This is a genomic window from Lentibacillus songyuanensis (assembly GCF_039548255.1).
Classification (GTDB): domain Bacteria; phylum Bacillota; class Bacilli; order Bacillales; family Amphibacillaceae; genus Lentibacillus_C; species Lentibacillus_C songyuanensis.
In genome coordinates this window covers 91,217-107,101 of record NZ_JBCLVH010000009.1, presented here as the reverse complement: position 1 = coordinate 107,101, position 15,885 = coordinate 91,217, and the positions used below count along the sequence as shown (strand labels likewise).

The 15,885-nt window shown below is 42.5% G+C and carries 14 protein-coding genes, 1 pseudogene and 2 riboswitches; of the genes and pseudogenes, 8 read left to right on the top strand and 7 right to left on the bottom strand.

What is annotated here, in order from left to right; translation table 11 throughout:
- Position 1: 1 nt before the first annotated feature.
- Complete coding sequence (locus tag WMZ97_RS11050) at positions 2-367, bottom strand: hypothetical protein (RefSeq protein WP_343272139.1); 366 nt, start codon at positions 365-367, stop codon at positions 2-4.
- 110 nt (positions 368-477) lie between these two features.
- On the opposite strand from WMZ97_RS11050, the gene WMZ97_RS11045 reads away from it, so the two are divergent.
- From WMZ97_RS11045 to WMZ97_RS11035, 3 genes are all read left to right on the top strand, one after another.
- A complete protein-coding gene (locus WMZ97_RS11045) occupies positions 478-1,416 on the top strand; it encodes a fumarylacetoacetate hydrolase family protein (protein ID WP_343272138.1) in 939 nt (312 codons plus the stop codon).
- Positions 1,417-1,772: 356 nt separating this feature from the next.
- A complete protein-coding gene (proB, locus tag WMZ97_RS11040; RefSeq protein WP_343272137.1) occupies positions 1,773-2,879 on the top strand; it encodes a glutamate 5-kinase in 1,107 nt (368 codons plus the stop codon).
- Positions 2,876-4,123, top strand: a complete 1,248-nt coding sequence (locus WMZ97_RS11035; protein ID WP_343272136.1) for a glutamate-5-semialdehyde dehydrogenase — start codon at positions 2,876-2,878, stop codon at positions 4,121-4,123. Before proB ends, WMZ97_RS11035 begins: the two co-directional genes overlap by 4 nt.
- A gap of 155 nt (positions 4,124-4,278) precedes the next feature.
- On the opposite strand, the gene WMZ97_RS11030 is transcribed toward WMZ97_RS11035, so the two are convergent.
- From WMZ97_RS11030 to cysK, 4 genes and pseudogenes are all read right to left on the bottom strand, one after another.
- Positions 4,279-4,746 carry a hypothetical protein gene (locus tag WMZ97_RS11030; protein ID WP_343272135.1) on the bottom strand — a complete coding sequence of 156 codons (468 nt, stop codon included), beginning with the start codon at positions 4,744-4,746 and terminating at the stop codon, positions 4,279-4,281.
- A 775-nt stretch (positions 4,747-5,521) separates the two neighbouring features.
- Positions 5,522-6,028 (bottom strand): annotated as a pseudogene (locus WMZ97_RS11025) (5-methyltetrahydropteroyltriglutamate--homocysteine S-methyltransferase); the annotation flags it as partial.
- Positions 6,029-6,163: 135 nt separating this feature from the next.
- On the bottom strand, positions 6,164-7,216 hold the full coding sequence (locus WMZ97_RS11020) for a homocysteine S-methyltransferase family protein (protein WP_343272134.1): 1,053 nt from the start codon (positions 7,214-7,216) through the stop codon (positions 6,164-6,166).
- A gap of 98 nt (positions 7,217-7,314) precedes the next feature.
- Positions 7,315-7,411, bottom strand: a riboswitch (SAM riboswitch).
- A gap of 203 nt (positions 7,412-7,614) precedes the next feature.
- Positions 7,615-8,529: a cysteine synthase A gene (gene cysK / locus WMZ97_RS11015; RefSeq protein ID WP_343272133.1), complete on the bottom strand. Its 915-nt coding sequence runs from the start codon at positions 8,527-8,529 to the stop codon at positions 7,615-7,617.
- 228 nt (positions 8,530-8,757) lie between these two features.
- On the opposite strand from cysK, the gene WMZ97_RS11010 reads away from it, so the two are divergent.
- From WMZ97_RS11010 to WMZ97_RS11000, 3 genes are read left to right on the top strand one after another with little or no spacing between them, the layout of a single operon-like run.
- Complete coding sequence (locus WMZ97_RS11010) at positions 8,758-9,540, top strand: ABC transporter ATP-binding protein (protein WP_343272132.1); 783 nt, start codon at positions 8,758-8,760, stop codon at positions 9,538-9,540.
- Positions 9,524-10,285, top strand: a complete 762-nt coding sequence (locus WMZ97_RS11005; protein WP_343272131.1) for an ABC transporter permease — start codon at positions 9,524-9,526, stop codon at positions 10,283-10,285. The genes WMZ97_RS11010 and WMZ97_RS11005 overlap by 17 nt, the downstream gene beginning before the upstream one ends.
- Before the next feature lie 22 nt (positions 10,286-10,307).
- Positions 10,308-11,294, top strand: a complete 987-nt coding sequence (locus WMZ97_RS11000; protein WP_343272130.1) for an aliphatic sulfonate ABC transporter substrate-binding protein — start codon at positions 10,308-10,310, stop codon at positions 11,292-11,294.
- Between the two features lie 257 nt (positions 11,295-11,551).
- On the opposite strand, the gene WMZ97_RS10995 is transcribed toward WMZ97_RS11000, so the two are convergent.
- The gene (locus WMZ97_RS10995; RefSeq protein ID WP_343272129.1) at positions 11,552-12,670 is read right to left on the bottom strand and encodes a methionine biosynthesis PLP-dependent protein; all 1,119 of its coding nucleotides are present in this window, start codon (positions 12,668-12,670) and stop codon (positions 11,552-11,554) included.
- A 137-nt stretch (positions 12,671-12,807) separates the two neighbouring features.
- A riboswitch (SAM riboswitch) is annotated at positions 12,808-12,918 on the bottom strand.
- A 248-nt stretch (positions 12,919-13,166) separates the two neighbouring features.
- On the opposite strand from WMZ97_RS10995, the gene WMZ97_RS10990 reads away from it, so the two are divergent.
- Complete coding sequence (locus WMZ97_RS10990) at positions 13,167-13,775, top strand: 3'-5' exonuclease (protein WP_343272128.1); 609 nt, start codon at positions 13,167-13,169, stop codon at positions 13,773-13,775.
- A gap of 51 nt (positions 13,776-13,826) precedes the next feature.
- Here the strand turns inward: WMZ97_RS10990 and WMZ97_RS10985 are convergent, their stop codons facing one another.
- Positions 13,827-14,336: a spore coat protein gene (locus WMZ97_RS10985; RefSeq protein WP_343272127.1), complete on the bottom strand. Its 510-nt coding sequence runs from the start codon at positions 14,334-14,336 to the stop codon at positions 13,827-13,829.
- Positions 14,337-14,523: 187 nt separating this feature from the next.
- Between WMZ97_RS10985 and WMZ97_RS10980 the strand changes: the two genes are divergently transcribed.
- Entirely contained in the window at positions 14,524-15,882 is a 1,359-nt protein-coding gene (locus tag WMZ97_RS10980) for an FAD-binding oxidoreductase (protein WP_343272126.1), read from the top strand.
- Positions 15,883-15,885 lie beyond the last annotated feature (3 nt).

Sequence of the window (15,885 nt, the reverse complement as noted above, 5' to 3'; positions counted from 1 at the left end):
GTCACCTGTGGTTTTTCAACCAGGCTTGATAGAGCTGAATCGGGATAGCATTCGTATCTGACGGCACTACAATTAAGTCGGATAATGGCAGGAATCGTTTTTCTCCTTCTTTTTCACATTCCATCCTAATCCCGTAAGATACGTCAACTTCTGTTTCGGCTTCCAACCGTAAGCAGGTAACACTGGCTCCGTCTATTCGCACAAAAAACGGGAGGGTTAGTTCATCACGTAAATAATCGTAGAAGGTGAGAAGCTGTTCCTCGTTGACTTGTAAAACATCCGTCTGGTTTTTGCCATAATAATTTTTTTCGATGCCGGTAACAGGGACCCCTAATATTCGGGCTACCTGCTGCTCCCAATTTTCCATTGCTTGTGCCTCCTGTGTTTTTAATACCAGTATAATGGCTCTGTTAGGAACATGTCCATACGCAAACGTGAACAATCATTTACTATTCTATAACTAGTGAGGTGGATCAATTGAAATTAGTAAGTTATAAATTTAACAACAAACCAGGTGCATATCGAATGGGCTGTGTGATCGATGGTAGGGTAGTTGATTTACAGGAAGGATTGAACTCGTTATTACAATCCAGACAGGATCATGGCGCATTAAGGGTGCTGGATCAGTTGCTTCCAGCCGATCCGAACTTATTTTTCACTTTGGGCGAACACGCCATGGATCAAGCACGAAAGGTATATGATTATTTGGCCGCTCATAAAGATGAAAGCCTAAGTTTTGCGTTAAGTGAGGTCAGCTTGGGGACACCGATTTCTAAGCCATCCAAGATCATCTGCGTGGGCAAAAACTATGCGGATCATGCAGAAGAAATGAAAAGTGCTATTCCAGAAATCCCGGTGTTATTTGCGAAATTTCCGAACGCGTTAATTGGTCCGCAAGATGCAATCGAAAAAGCTGCTGTGACCAGTAAATTGGATTACGAAGTTGAATTAGCGGTTGTTATTGGCAGAGAAGCATCGAAAGTTACCAAAGCAGATGCACTCCAATATGTGGCCGGTTACACGATTGGCAATGATACATCGGCACGGGATTTGCAAAAGCGGACGCCACAGTGGCTGCAAGGAAAGTCGCATGACCGGAGCACCCCAATTGGACCGTGGGTAGTTACCGCCGATGAAATTGCGGATCCGCATAACTTGTCAATTCGTTCATTTGTTAATGGTGAGAAGCGTCAGGACTCTAATACAAGCAAACTAATTTTTGATATTCCTTTTTTAATTGAATTTATCTCGGGATTTATGACGTTGGAACCGGGGGATATAATTATGACTGGAACCCCGGATGGTGTTGGGTTTGCGATGGACCCGCCGCAGTTTTTACAAGCGGGCGATACCGTAATCCTTGAAATTGACAGTATCGGTAAAATGGAAAATAAAGTGATCGATCGAAAGCAATAATCCATTCAGTTCAATCCTTGACATGCGGGAGGTTCCTGTTCATAATAGATATAATATTAATAAAGTGAACGTTAACAAAGGATTAGTATGTGACCTGCTGAGGTGTGAGAGAGCGAGATTTATAAGCTGAGAGATTTCGTCACTATCAAGTCATTGAACCTGCCTTTGGAGTCCCATTTAAGAAAAGTGCTCAATTTTCGCTTCTTTTTAAACATGGGCGCCACCTTCTGCGTTAAAGGAGAAAAGTGGAATGTGCATACATTCAAAATGGGTGGTACCGCGGAATATACTCTTTCGTCCTTTGTTTTTGGGATGGAAGGGTTTTTTGTATATTGTAAAAAAGTAGGTGTGACAGCATGAATAAGAAACGAATCGTTGTCAAAATCGGCAGCAGCTCGCTAACAAATAATAACGGACAAATTGATCACCACAAACTGGACGATCATGTTGCCGCCCTCGCTGCCCTTCGAAAGGCCGACCATGAGGTAATCGTTGTCTCATCCGGTGCAATAGCGGCTGGATTCTCCGGTTTGGGGTATGCGTCAAGGCCGGTCACGATTAAAGGCAAACAAGCAGCAGCGGCGGTTGGCCAAGGTTTATTAATTCAATCCTATATTGAAAAGTTCGCTGCCTATCATTTGAAACCAGCACAAATTTTATTAACCCGGACTGATTTTTCCGACCGTAAACGATATCGGAATGCCTTTGCCACGATGGAGGAGCTTTTAGAACGGGGAATGATTCCAATTATTAATGAGAATGATACCGTGTCTGTTGAGGAATTAACGTTTGGTGATAATGATATGCTGTCTGCACTTGTTAGTGGTTTTGTGCATGCGGATCAGTTAGTCATTTTAACGGATATAAATGGACTTTATGATGTTAACCCGTTAACCAATACAGAGGCCAAACGGGTTGATGTGCTGGAGACCATTACAGAATCCATGTTAGCTGCAGCTGGTGATACAGGATCCAAGGTGGGAACAGGCGGGATGAAGTCAAAACTGTTGGCCGCAAAAACAGCGACATCCCTAGGTGTACCGGTATTTATTGGCCAAGGCGAGGGGCCACATAAATTGCTTGAGGTGCTGAGCGGGAATGGGGATGGCACGTATATTACCGGTGATGCTGCTCGATCGATAAATACAAGGAAACAATGGATCTCCCTTCACTCGGAGACTACAGGGAATATTTACGTTGACCAAGGAGCCGAAGAAGCAATTTTGTTTCACGGAAAAAGTTTACTGCCGGCGGGTATTTTTAAATTGAAAGGAACATTTCAAAAAGGGGATGTGGTGCGAGTATATGGTTCAAGAGGGTTGCTTGGTAAAGGAGAGGTTAGCTGTTCGTCTGACGAATTAAGGCACGTTATTGAGGGGAAAACGTTGATGGCACCCTTTGTTGAGGTCATTCATCGCGATGGCTGGGTAACTGAACCAAAAATCAGGGAGGGATTGATATGAATGAAGTATTACAAAAAGGGCAAGCAGCCAAACAGGCAAGTTTTGCGTTAACCACTGCTACAACTGAAGAACGCAATCAAGCATTAGAATTGATTGCTGATCAACTTTTAGGGGAAAAGTCTGTAATCCTGGTAGAAAATGAACGTGACCTTGCAGCGGGGAAGGAAAAGGGGCTATCAGATGCCATGCTTGATCGAATCATGCTAAATGAAGCCCGCGTGAACGACATGGCTCAGGCGATTCGCCAATTGGTGCTGTTGAAGGATCCGATCGGTGACACGCTAGATATCATTGAAAAGGAAAACGGTCTGCAGCTGCTAAAAAAGACAGTTCCAATTGGTGTTATCGGGATGATTTATGAGGCCAGGCCAAATGTAACCGTAGACGCTGCAACTATTTCCCTAAAAACAGGCAATGCTGTGATTCTTAGGGGAAGCTCCTCGGCCAAGTTTTCCAATCAAGCGCTTGTTGCCATTATCCATCATGCTCTCGAAAGAAGTGCTTTGCCGGTTGATGCCGTGCAATTAATCGAGGATACGAGCAGGGAGACGGCAAAAGAATTATTTCACTTAAATGATTTTCTGGATGTGTTGATTCCTCGTGGCGGGAAAAGTTTAATTGATACGGTTGTAAAAGAGTCAACGGTACCAGTAATTGAAACTGGAGCTGGAAATTGTCATATTTATCTTGATGAAACAGCGGATCCGGGCATGGCAGAAGCAATTGTTTTGAATGCCAAGCTGCAGCGCCCATCCGTCTGTAATGCAGTTGAATCACTGTTGATCCACGAGAAGTGGCTTACGGAAAATGGGATCGGCCTGTTAGATACCCTGATAGCAAATGGGGTAGAAATATACGGAGATGAAGCGGTTTGTGCTCTATTTTCTCAGGCAAAACGAGCAACGGAGGAAGACTGGCACAAGGAATATCTTGGTCTTTGCCTCAGTGTGAAACAGGTTGATTCCTGTGAAGCAGCAATACAACATATCAACCATTATGGCACCAAACATTCGGAAGCAATTATTACCGAAAACACCGCACATGCCCAACGTTTTCAGCAGCAGGTCGACGCGGCGGCTGTTTACCATAACGCTTCAACCAGGTTCACCGACGGAGCTGAATTTGGTTTTGGGGCTGAAATTGGTATCAGTACGCAAAAACTGCATGCTCGCGGACCGATGGGATTACGTGCGTTGACATCAAGTAAATTTTATATTTATGGAAACGGCCAGGTGCGGGAATAAGTTGGTACACGGAGGGTTTTTACATGCAACGTGATTTACCCGCCGCGTGCATTCTCAATTTTATCATAAAATGGGGATCTCATAAAATAACAAAAATTTAAAAGACCTACTATACAAATGATAGTAGGTCTATCATAAATTCAAACTATTTTTTCTTATGGTCGATAAATAAATTGAATCGGAGTACTAGATGGTATTACAACAGATTCTTTAGATAAACTTCCTGTCGGTTCACCATTAGCGTTTAATATAGCAAAATATATATTTTGACCATTTTTATATGCTGTATCAAGGTTGCTATCGCTCATACCACTCAATGTTGCTGCTATGGAACTCGCAGCACCAGGTATAGCAAAAGGTTTAATAAAAGACGCCATTCCAGAGATAATAGAAAACCAACCTACTGATTTTTTCCTCTGATCTAGCATTTCTCCAAGCTGATAATTTGAAAGATAACCAGTTTCAGCAATTGGTTTACCTACATCAATCATTGTAGATTGGGGTTGAAAATTTTCTTGTTTTCCTTCATCATTATCATTAGAAGAAGCAAAACAAACAGGAACAAGCAACGTACTAGACATAAGCATTACGGACAAGATCGACACGATAATCTTTCTTTTCACAATTAGCCTCCTAGTATTTTAGTCTTTTGACCTTATAAGTAAACGATAACATAGTATGATAAAAGAGTCTAATAATTTGAAAGGATGAAAATTATGAAGCCTTCGATAAAATCGTTTAAAAGATATTTAATCGGAAATGTATTAATCGCTACATTGTTAACAATAGTATCCTATCTTAATTATCAAAGTAATGATTCCTCAATATTCTCTGTAGTAAATTTTACTCTTGTAATTGGAATTGTTATGTTCATTGCTTCCATAATTTCATATATTGCAATAAAAGTATATGAAAAAAAATAGAGATGCTAGCAAAATTCAATTATTTTCATTTCAGTACTCAATTTTTTTCGCATTTTGTGTTTTATCATTACTTTATCCCCCCCTCCTGTTAGAGATGGGGGTCATAAGGAAATTCCAATTCATCAATAACAGAACGTGAGAGAGCCGGATTATCCGAGTGTTATGGGGTCAATCCCCACTGCATTAACGCGTTAAAGCGGTGGGGGCTGACCACTTGATTGCTGGGCTACTGGCTGGAAAGCGAGTCGCGATAAGCCACAAAACCGCTGATAAAAGTGGTAAAGCCGCCGATAAACGGCACAACTGTCCGTAAAGCAGATAAGACCACCGTTAAATGTTATAACTAAAAATTGAAAGTCGCTATTTCCTGCATTACTCCGGTTTAAAATAGTAATTTTTATTCGTCTATCCCAGTGTGTTTGGAAATAATTAGGGTCAATCACTCGTGTAATACGAGAGATTGACCCTTTAAACTTTACACCCAAATTTCCTTTGCTAATTCAACAACGAATGCTAACTTGTTCCACTGTTCATCTTCGGTTAGTTTATTCCCATGGTGTGTTGATGAAAAACCGCATTGAGTACTTAAGCATAGTTGTTCGAGCGGAACATACTGAGAAGCTTCTTGAATCCATGCCTTGAGTGCCTCTTTAACCTCAAGCTCCCCACTTTTAGAAGTTAAAATTCTCAGTACCACCCGCGGATCATTTTTTGGGATATATTCCAGCGGTTTAAAATAGCCTGAACGATCGTCATCGTACTCCAGGAAAAAGCCATCTACGTTTTCCTTAGCAAATGGGTTGGTGCGATTTGGGCGTAACTGCCTTCAAATGCCCAATTAGATTGAAAATTTCCCCGGCATAAATGTGTGGTTACAACCAAGTCTTCTGGTTTGTTTGGCCAAAGCTTCATTGACAACCTTTAATGCGATATCAATTAGTTCTTGTCTGCTGAATTCACTGTTACTATACGGAAGGTTTGGCAACCGCACGACCACCGACAATTTCGTTAAATTCAATAAAATCTTTCTTTCTTTTGTATTATTCTGGATGGATTGGCGATTTCATATCATGTATTGCGTATAATACATGATATGAATCGCCTTGTTTACATAAACTTAAGCCTTCAATCGATAGTCCAAGTTATGCTTTTTCAACGTCTTATCTTCTCCAAATAAAAAGTGCTTTTCCATGTTAGGGGAATATTTGGAATTAACAGTTTCTAAACCAACCGCTTCCGCCACTGCACGTAACATAGCGGGAGACGCCCCGCAGCATAAACCGATATAATTTAAACCAATGTCTTTTGCTTCCTTTGCCCATGCTGCAAGCTCATACCGGTTGTGATAGAGCGGGTCAAGCGCAGTTGGGAATGTTGTTTCCAATGGCAAGTGACAGCTGCATCCGCCATCGGGTAAGTTAAAGAACGTTGGATGGTCTTCACTGGTCCGATATGGAATTGGCAACCCTCCAACATATCCTTCGACATGATTGCGGATACTGGCAAGGTACGGCTGCATGGTATCCGGTCCACGGAAGCAGTTCATGCCAACAACGAGTGCTCCTTTTTCAGAAAGAAGTTTGCAGGCTTCTTCAACCGTGTAGCCATCCCGTAAAATATTTTCACCCATCAGTCCAAAAGTGATGACGGCTGGCAATCCTTGTTTGGTAATCTCCTCTAAGGCAATTAACGCTTCTTCGTAATAGTAAAAAGTTTCTCCATTAATGAAATCGACATCTTCTTGTTTGCACCATGACACCATTTCGGCAAACATGCTTCGGACCTGTTCCTTTGATGCTGGATCCTGCGGGTCAAATATATTTGTATTGGAGATGTTCCCGGCTACAAGAGCTTCTTCAACCGGGTGCTCTTTGGCAACTTCTTTCGCTAGTTGAATGGCGTTACGGTTTAACGGTTCTAACAGATTCTCCTTGCCAATGATGCGCATTTTCTCTCGGTGCGCATTGTATGTAAATGCCAATACAACGTCAGAGCCCGCATTCATATAGTCCCGGTATGCCTGTTTAAGTGCTTCCGGATTATCCAGTGCAACTTCCGGTACGAATGAACCCGCTTGTAAATACCCCCTGCGTTCCAATTCAAATAGATACCCTTCTCCGGCAATAACCGTACCTTCTTCCAAACGTTGTTCCAAACTGCGCTTTGACATGATGTTTTCCTCCCTTAATACTTGGTTATATATTTGGTAAAATAAAAAGCTCTCCACTTATAAATAAGAAGAGAGCCTGATACCAACAGCTTCAGCTCTTCTTATCTTCAGCATAACGCTTCTGGAATTAGCACAGTACACATGTCTGTTGCTGAGGCTTCCAAGGGCCAGTCCCTCCACCTCTCTGGATAAGAAAAAATTCAATTTATTTAATTATTAGAGCCTACTATACGGGCAAAGCAGGAAAATGTCAAGCATGAATTTTGAGATACGGGGAACAGGTACAATGTTCCGCGTTGCCGGGACATGACCTGTTCCCCGTATCTCTCAACGTGCGGAACCCGTGCGCTACTCCAGCCAAACCGGAAGAACGCTCAATCAAACTTCCACACTCTTTTTTAAATAAGATCCATACTCAGGTACCGCTCGCCGCTGTCTGGAGCCATGGATAGCACTTTTTTGCCAGGGCCGGTTCGTTTAGCTACTTCAATGGCGGCATAAACAGCTGCTGCCCCGGAAAGGCCGATAAAGATGCCCTCCTGCTGTGGCAGCTGCCGGAACATTTGAATCGCATCTTCATCCTCGATTTGCATAATTTCGTCATAAATGGAGGTATTTAAGATTTGCGGTACAAATCCAGGACTTGTGCCAACCAGCTTGTGCGGTCCAGGTTTTCCACCAGAAAGCACGGGTGATCCTTTAGGTTCAGCTACTGTAATCGCTAAGCCTGGGATTTTGTCTTTTAACACTTCACCGGTTCCCGTAATCGTTCCTCCGGTTCCAGCCGTACAGACAAAAGCATCAAGCTCTCCATTCATTTGTTCATAAATCTCGAGTGCAGTTGTTGTTCGGTGGATATCCGGGTTCGCTTCGTTCTCAAATTGCTGCGGGATAAAACTGCCGGGAATTTTTTTTTGCAATTCCAAAGCTTTTTTAATACAACCAGGCATCTTCTCCTCGCTAGGGGTGAGAACAACCTTTGCCCCATAAGCCTTTAAGATATTTTTACGCTCTGCCGTGCTGTTATCGGGCATTACCATGATAGCGTTATACCCCTTTGCGGCGGCATTCATGGCCAGCCCGATTCCGGTATTGCCACTGGTCGGCTCGATAATGGTTGCCCCAGGCTTCAGTATCCCTTTTTCTTCAGCCATTTTAATCATATTGTAAGCGGCACGGTCCTTGACACTTTTACTCGGATTAAACAATTCAAGCTTTACATAAACAGCAGCAGCCCCCTTGGGAACCAGCCTATTTAATTTGACCACAGGTGTTTCCCCGATGAGTTCCGTTATGTTTTGCGCAATGGTCATTCTAACTCACGCTCCTTATTTGCTCATGAATTTTTATCAAAAACATGAATTCCTAGTGGTTTACTATATAATTAATCATACCAATTTCAAATGAAAATGCACAGCATTTTATTTGCTTTCACAAAATATAGGCAAAAATCTATTGGAAAAATACCCAAAGCATGCTACAATCATTTTAATTCATACTAAATTTATGAGAATTATTTACTTTAATCGAGGTGAAATACGATGGAGTTGACGATCGATGCTGTATCTAAGCAGTTTCCGAATAAGCAAGAACACCCGTTACAGGTGCTGGATAATATTCAGCTAACCATAAAGAAAGGAGAGTTTGTTTCGATATTGGGTCCATCGGGATGTGGAAAGTCAACATTGTTATCTATGATTGCCGGGCTGCAAAACCCAACATCCGGAGCGATTTTCTTAGATGGCGAAATAATTGATGGAGCTCATCCGAATCGGGGGGTGGTTTTTCAGGAAGCAGCATTATTCCCATGGATGAGTGTCAAAGAAAATGTCATGTTTCCACTGCGGAAGAAAATGAGCAAAACAGAGCAGGTGCATACAGCAAATCAATATTTGCGGATGGTACAGCTCAGTAACTTTCCTAATCACTACCCTCATGAGTTATCTGGCGGGATGCAGCAGCGGGTGGCGATTGCCAGGGTGCTGGCTATGAATTCGCAGGTGTTATTAATGGATGAACCATTTGCCGCGTTGGATGAGCAAACAAGAAGTGTCTTACAGGATGAGGTTGAAAAAATCTGGCTGGAAACGAAAAAAACGGTGATATTTGTCACACACAGTATCCGCGAGGCGATTAAGTTGTCTGACCGGGTGCTGGTTATGGGAGCTCGGCCGGGACGGATTATCCAGGACTTCGCCATAGGACTTGATCGTCCTAGACAACAGGAGGATATGGCAAAATGGGAAGAAAAGATCATGGCGATTTTAAAAACAGAAATTGACCAGGTAATGAAGGAGGAGCTTGACTATGCGGGTAGCCATTAAACGCCTCATCTTTTTTGTGTTACTGCTTGTTATTTGGCAAGGAATTGTTCTCCTTCACATTTGGCCTGAATCGATGATACCGAGCCCGCTTTCTGTTTTTGAAGCCATTTATTCAGGCTTTAAGGATATGACACTTGTTTATGATTTGATGGCCAGTTTTCGTCATCTCATCATCGGCTTGATCATCTCGATTCTGGTCGGCACCGGACTTGGATTCTTTCTTGCTAGTATAAAAACAGCGGATGAAACACTGGGTACTATGATTCTGGCATTACAAAGTGTACCAAGTATTGTCTGGGTGCCACTGGCAATTATTTGGTTTGGTTTAGGTGAAACGTCGATTATTTTTGTTGTCATTATTGGGGGAACCTTTGTGATGACAATGAACATGCGAACAGGTGTAAAAAACGTGCCGCCAATTTACTTACAAGCAGCTCGAACCATGGGATCATCCGGGGTGGATCTGTTTTTCCATGTTGTGGTACCGGCATCGATTCCGCATGCAGTAACAGGCGTACGTTTAGCGTGGGCTTTTAGCTGGCGTGCATTAATGGCTGCTGAATTGTTAAGTACTGGACCGGGATTAGGATATACGCTTTCCTATGCATCCGATTTTAATAATATGAGTCTTGTCATTGGTATTATCGTGATCATCGGGGTTATTGGCTCCGTGGTAGATCAGCTTGTTTTTCAGCGGATTGAAAATAAAGTATTACGGCGGTGGGGATTGGAAGAAGCAGCATAACAAACAAGGAGGAGGGTTTTTTGTGAAGAAGGTAGTTACTATTTTCGTAATTGGGGCATTTTTATTGTTAAGTGCATGTGGCGGGAATTCATCGGCATCTGGTGAGAAGCAAAAGGTGATTATTGGCTATTTTCCAAATTTAAATCATGCACCGGCAATGGTTGCGATAGAAAAACAGATGTATGAACAGCATTTAGGTGACGATATAGAAGTGGAGTATCAGACATTTCCGGATGGATCGGACTTTATGACAGCATTAGCAACAGGGGAAATTCAAGGTGGGCTAGTTGGCCCAGGACCAGCAATGAATAATTATATTTCTGGTGTAGATGTTGAAGTGGTGGCAGGCTCATCCACAGGTGGTACGGTCATTGTTGCCCGCAAAGACAGCGGCATCAAGACAGTAGATGATGTTAAAAACAACACGTATATAACGCCGGGCATTGGCTGTACACATGATGTGCAGTATGAAACTTATATGAAAGAATTGAGTGTGACCTCTAATCGGATAGGAGGTCAGATGAAACACGTCACAGGCAAACCGGCCTTATATCCAGCGATGTTTGAAAAAGGAGAAGTTGATATAGCAGCTGCTCCAGAACCGTGGGGATCCGTGTTAGAATTGAAGGAAGGGGCAAACGTTCTGCTTGATTCCGACGAAGTTTCTTTCGGTGAAAAATTACCAGCAGCTGTATTCGTGACAAGTTCCGAGTTTGCAAAAGATAATCCGGAATTGGTGCAAAAAATGGTCGATGCCCATATAGAATCGATTGACTATATTAACGAACACACGGATGAATCCATTGATATAACTATTCAAAGTATTGATGATATTACTGGACAGAAAATGGAGCGTGATGTCATGGAAAATGCCTGGAAACGCACACATTTCGTCTATGATGTGGATGTAGATACGATTCAAAAATTTGGTAACTCTTCTTTTGATTTACAATTTCTTAAAGAAAAACCCGATTTTAGTACGTTTGTTGACAAGCGTTTTATTGAATAACCAAAAGCCAGTCTTTAATTTCATTCATAAAGGCTGGCTTTTTAGTATCGAATTTGGGTCTATCCCGTTGTCCTGTTATGATGGGGTCTTAAATAATATTGAAATTCCCATTATTAGGAATAACTCAACACGGGGTAAATTATCTTTGCGTATATACTCCATACGCATTAGGGCTACCGAACGAGGGAAAAAACCCCCTCGTTCGGTCACTCAACACAAACGGCCGGGCGCTCTTTACCCGGTCCTCGTCTAATAGTTTATAGTCGTGATTCTTTGGCCAATACGGATAATGCCTGTTTTAAATCCTGTTTTAAATCATGGGCCTGTTCAATACCAACGGAAAACCGCAATAACCGATCATCGACACCGCGCCTTACACGTTCCGCAACCGGAATGTCGGCATGGGTCTGGGTTGCCGGGTACGTAATAAAGCTCTCGACACCGCCAAGACTTTCGGCAAATGTGATCAATTGCAGCTGCTGCAGGAATGAATCAACCCATTCGCTTTGCTGGAGGCGGAATGATAGCATGCCGCCTTTTCCCGGGTAAAGAACATCCGCTATTTCCGGTTGTTCACGTAAAAACGCGGCAATTTCTTGGGCGTTTTGTTGGTGTTTTTCCATTCGCAGTGAAAGAGTTTTTAGGCCCCTGATTAATAACCAGGAATCGAATGGGGACAACACCCCACCTGAGGCATTATGAATCATCGCTAATTGTTCACAGAGTTTTGGCCCTTTTGCCGCCACTAACCCCGCCAGCACATCATTATGCCCGCCAATATATTTGGTTGCACTATGAATCACAATATCTGCACCCAATTCGAGTGGACGCTGCAAGTAAGGGGTGAGGAACGTGTTATCTACAATTACTAACAGCTGATGTTTACGCGCAAGCTCGGCAATCTGTTGGATATCCACTTCCTGCATTAATGGATTTGTCGGTGTTTCAAGTAAAATCGCTTTCGTATTGCCGGTGATCAGCTGCTCCGTTTGAGCTAAGTCGGAAAAATCACTGTAGGACGTCTGAATCTGATAGTTTTCTGCATAAAGATCGAGTAATCGGTATGTACCGCCATAGATATCTTCTGTAACGATGAGCTCGTCACCAGATCGAAAAAGGGAAAATATTAACTGAATGGCAGCCATACCGGAACTACAGGCATACGCTCCATCTCCGCCTTCTAAATCCGCGAATGCTGACTCTAACAGATAGCGGGTTGGATTTTTGGTGCGACTGTAATCGTAACCGGTGGACCGGCCGAGCCCTTCATGTTTATATGCGGTTGATAAAAAAATCGGTGGATTAACAGCACCTGTTGCTTTATCACTGTAGCTTCCCAGTTGTGCTAACTTTGTTTCGATGCTTCTCTCTGTCATGTGATCATCTCCTGATAAAATGAATTTATTCCATATTCTCAAATACGAAAATAGAGGTCTTTTCACGTTCATGCGGGAAAAATATAAAACAGCCTCCACTTAAAAAGAAGAGACTGTAATATAAACGGTTGATGCTCTTCTTATCTTTCAAGCATGGCGCTTCTGGAATTGGCACAATACCTGTTTGGCTATTACAGGCTGTTGCCGAGGCTTCAAAGGGCCAGTCCCTCCACCTCTCTGGATAAGAAAATAGTATTTAAATTTTAGAATATTAATCAATACTTTACAATTATCTAGCTGGAAAGTCAAGCAAAAATTATGTAACAAACATATGATGGAAAGGATCTGCTATCAGCAGTTTCGCTAGGAAAGTTTAGTCAGTAGCAAATGGTGATAACGTTTGTTTTCCTTCGTAATTCCGTCATTACTGCTGTGATTCGCTGGGATGCTGACAGACGATGTTTTGTGCTATGATAGAGTAAAGGGGAGGTACATAATGGAGTTTACATCAATCGATTTTGAAACTGCTAATGCAAAACGTTACAGTCCATGCGCGGTTGGTATTGTTGTGGCCAATGAACATGAGATTGTTGATGAATATTATACGCTGATCAACCCATTAATGGAATTTAGTTCGTTTAACATTGCTATACATGAAATCACCAGTCGGGACATTGAAAATCAGCCTACATTTGCTCAAATTTGGCCGACATTACGTGAATATCTTCATAATCATCTGGTTATTGCTCATAATGCTAGTTTTGATATGAGTGTTATTCGTAATACGCTGGATTATTTTCAGATTCCATATCCGGAGCTGGATTACTTGTGTACGGCAACTATTTCCCGGAAAGTATGGCCACAGCTGCGGAATCATAAATTAAATACAGTCGCAGCCGAGCATGGAATCACATTTGAACACCACCACGCCTTAGAAGATGCCCGGGTGGCGGCGAACATCTTTCAACATGCGGTGGACCAGCATGGTGGTGTACTGGATTCATTACTTACCCATTGTCAAATGGATAAAGGCCGGATTTATGAGCATGGGTACAAAGCTCCGCGTATGAAACAGGTCAAAAAAGCCCGAAAGCTTTATTTCTAGTGGCCGATAGGGAGAGATGGTATAGTTACTCTCACTTGATATTATTAATGGCTATTTATATTTCATTTTTAGTGCTTTATGTGCGTTTTTTAGGTCATTTTGCAATAACTTTTCCAAATCATATGCCGGATATTCTCCTTTTTCGAACATGTATGAAAATACATTGGCATGGGCTTCAATCGCTTTTTGCAAGTGCTGATTTAATGTTTCCCTTAGTTGAGGAGTAGCGACTTCTGTGATGGAAGCGGCATAATTTTTCACACACGATTTGGTTAAAACTAATAAGTCGCCAGCGTAAAAGCTGTTTCCAAGCTCGCGAAACCCCTCTTCCCCTTCTGTCTCTCTGGGCGCCAACGAATAAAATTGTGTAAGTTCCTTTAAATTGTTTTCCATATCTTTAATACATTGCACATACAAATTACGGAGCATGTTATCTTTGACGTCACCAACCGCATGCTTTAATTTCATTAATCCGATCGATTGAAATGCTACAAGTTCGTGTATTTCAAGTGTTTCATGCCAAGCGAGATGCTTTGGGCGGTTTTTTCTTGATGTTTCCATTGTGTCAGGTTCCTCCTTTAAACTAGTCAATTTCACTATATTCAACAACCCATGATTAGGTACTGTATAATGTGATTTTGGGCGATAAGATTGAAAAAATAGTGCTATATTCATAGGAAGTAAAGTGATAGTATAATAGTATGAAGGGTTAAGTGTTTGGACTTTTAATACAAAGGAGAGGTTACATATGGCATTATTTGATGAATTGCAGCACGAATTAGCCCCGGATCGTGTTACTAAAAATGAAACGATATTGGAGCAGCATAGCAGTGATGAATCCTATCATACCCCACATTTGCCGGAAGTAGTCGTTTTTCCGGAAACGGCCGATGAAGTGAGTACTATTATCAAATTGGCAAACAAGTACGGGCAAACGGTGGTTCCATTTGGGGTTGCTTCCAGTTTGGAGGGGAATGTGATCCCGTATGAATCCAGTATTGTTGTAGATTTTTCACTAATGAATAAGGTGTTGGAAGTACGGGAAAATGATTTTCTTGTGCGGGTACAGCCTGGGGTAACACGATCCCAGTTGGATAAAGAATTGAAAAAGTATGGGCTATTTTTCTCGGTTGATCCGGGAGCAGATGCCACACTTGGCGGGATGGCCGCAACAAATGCAAGCGGTACAACGGCAGTAAGGTATGGAATTATGCGTGATCAGGTAAGGGATATGGAGGTCGTTCTTGCTGATGGATCGATTATTCATACGGGTAACCTGGCAGCGAAGTCCTCTTCCGGTTATCATTTGAGCGGTATTTTTGTCGGATCGGAGGGGACGTTGGGCTGTTTTACCGAGTTAACATTACGCATCTATGGAATTCCAGAACATGTGATGGCGGCACGGGCTGCGTTTGCCAGTGTAGACGACGCCGTAGAAGCGGTCATTGCCATCCTGCAAGCTGGCGTTCCGATCGCACGTGTGGAATTGGCGGATGCTCAGTCCATCAAACAAATGAACCTGTTTAGTGATACAGATTATCAGGAAGTGCCAACTGTCTTTCTGGAGTTTCACGGGAATGAGGCAGGACTGAAGCAAGATGTTGATTTTACCCGTGATATCGTCATGGATTATAATTGTCAGGATATTGAATTTGAAACCGATACAGCGGGTAGAAACCGGCTATGGGAAGCAAGACACAATGTTGCTTATGCCTATATTCATGGTCATCCTGGTAAGAAACAGATGGTAACCGATGTCTGTGTGCCGATTTCTGAGCTTGCAGGTGCGGTAAAGGATGCGCGAATTGCCGTTGAATCATCTGGACTTGCCGGTGGGATTGTCGGTCATGTTGGGGATGGTAATTACCATATCTTGTTAATGGTTGATGTCAATGATGCAACGGATATTGAAAAGGCAAATACGGTCAATGAGCATATTGTTACCTATGCACTTGCCCGCGGTGGTACCTGCACGGGTGAACATGGAGTCGGTGTTGGAAAACGGAAATATCAAGCAAAGGAGCATGGAGTGTCACTTGAGGTTATGCGCACAATTAAGCATGCTCTGGATCCTAAAGGTATACTGAATCCAGGTAAAGTTATATAAGGG

Coding starts and splice junctions, on each gene's coding strand:
- WMZ97_RS11050 (WP_343272139.1), bottom strand. CDS start 367: ATGGAAAATTGGGAGCAGCAGGTAGCCCGAATATTAGGGGTCCCTGTT.
- proB (WP_343272137.1), top strand. CDS start 1,773: ATGAATAAGAAACGAATCGTTGTCAAAATCGGCAGCAGCTCGCTAACA.
- WMZ97_RS11035 (WP_343272136.1), top strand. CDS start 2,876: ATGAATGAAGTATTACAAAAAGGGCAAGCAGCCAAACAGGCAAGTTTT.
- WMZ97_RS11020 (WP_343272134.1), bottom strand. CDS start 7,216: ATGTCAAAGCGCAGTTTGGAACAACGTTTGGAAGAAGGTACGGTTATT.
- cysK (WP_343272133.1), bottom strand. CDS start 8,529: ATGACCATTGCGCAAAACATAACGGAACTCATCGGGGAAACACCTGTG.
- WMZ97_RS11010 (WP_343272132.1), top strand. CDS start 8,758: ATGGAGTTGACGATCGATGCTGTATCTAAGCAGTTTCCGAATAAGCAA.
- WMZ97_RS11005 (WP_343272131.1), top strand. CDS start 9,524: ATGCGGGTAGCCATTAAACGCCTCATCTTTTTTGTGTTACTGCTTGTT.
- WMZ97_RS10995 (WP_343272129.1), bottom strand. CDS start 12,670: ATGACAGAGAGAAGCATCGAAACAAAGTTAGCACAACTGGGAAGCTAC.
- WMZ97_RS10990 (WP_343272128.1), top strand. CDS start 13,167: ATGGAGTTTACATCAATCGATTTTGAAACTGCTAATGCAAAACGTTAC.
- WMZ97_RS10985 (WP_343272127.1), bottom strand. CDS start 14,336: ATGGAAACATCAAGAAAAAACCGCCCAAAGCATCTCGCTTGGCATGAA.
- WMZ97_RS10980 (WP_343272126.1), top strand. CDS start 14,524: ATGGCATTATTTGATGAATTGCAGCACGAATTAGCCCCGGATCGTGTT.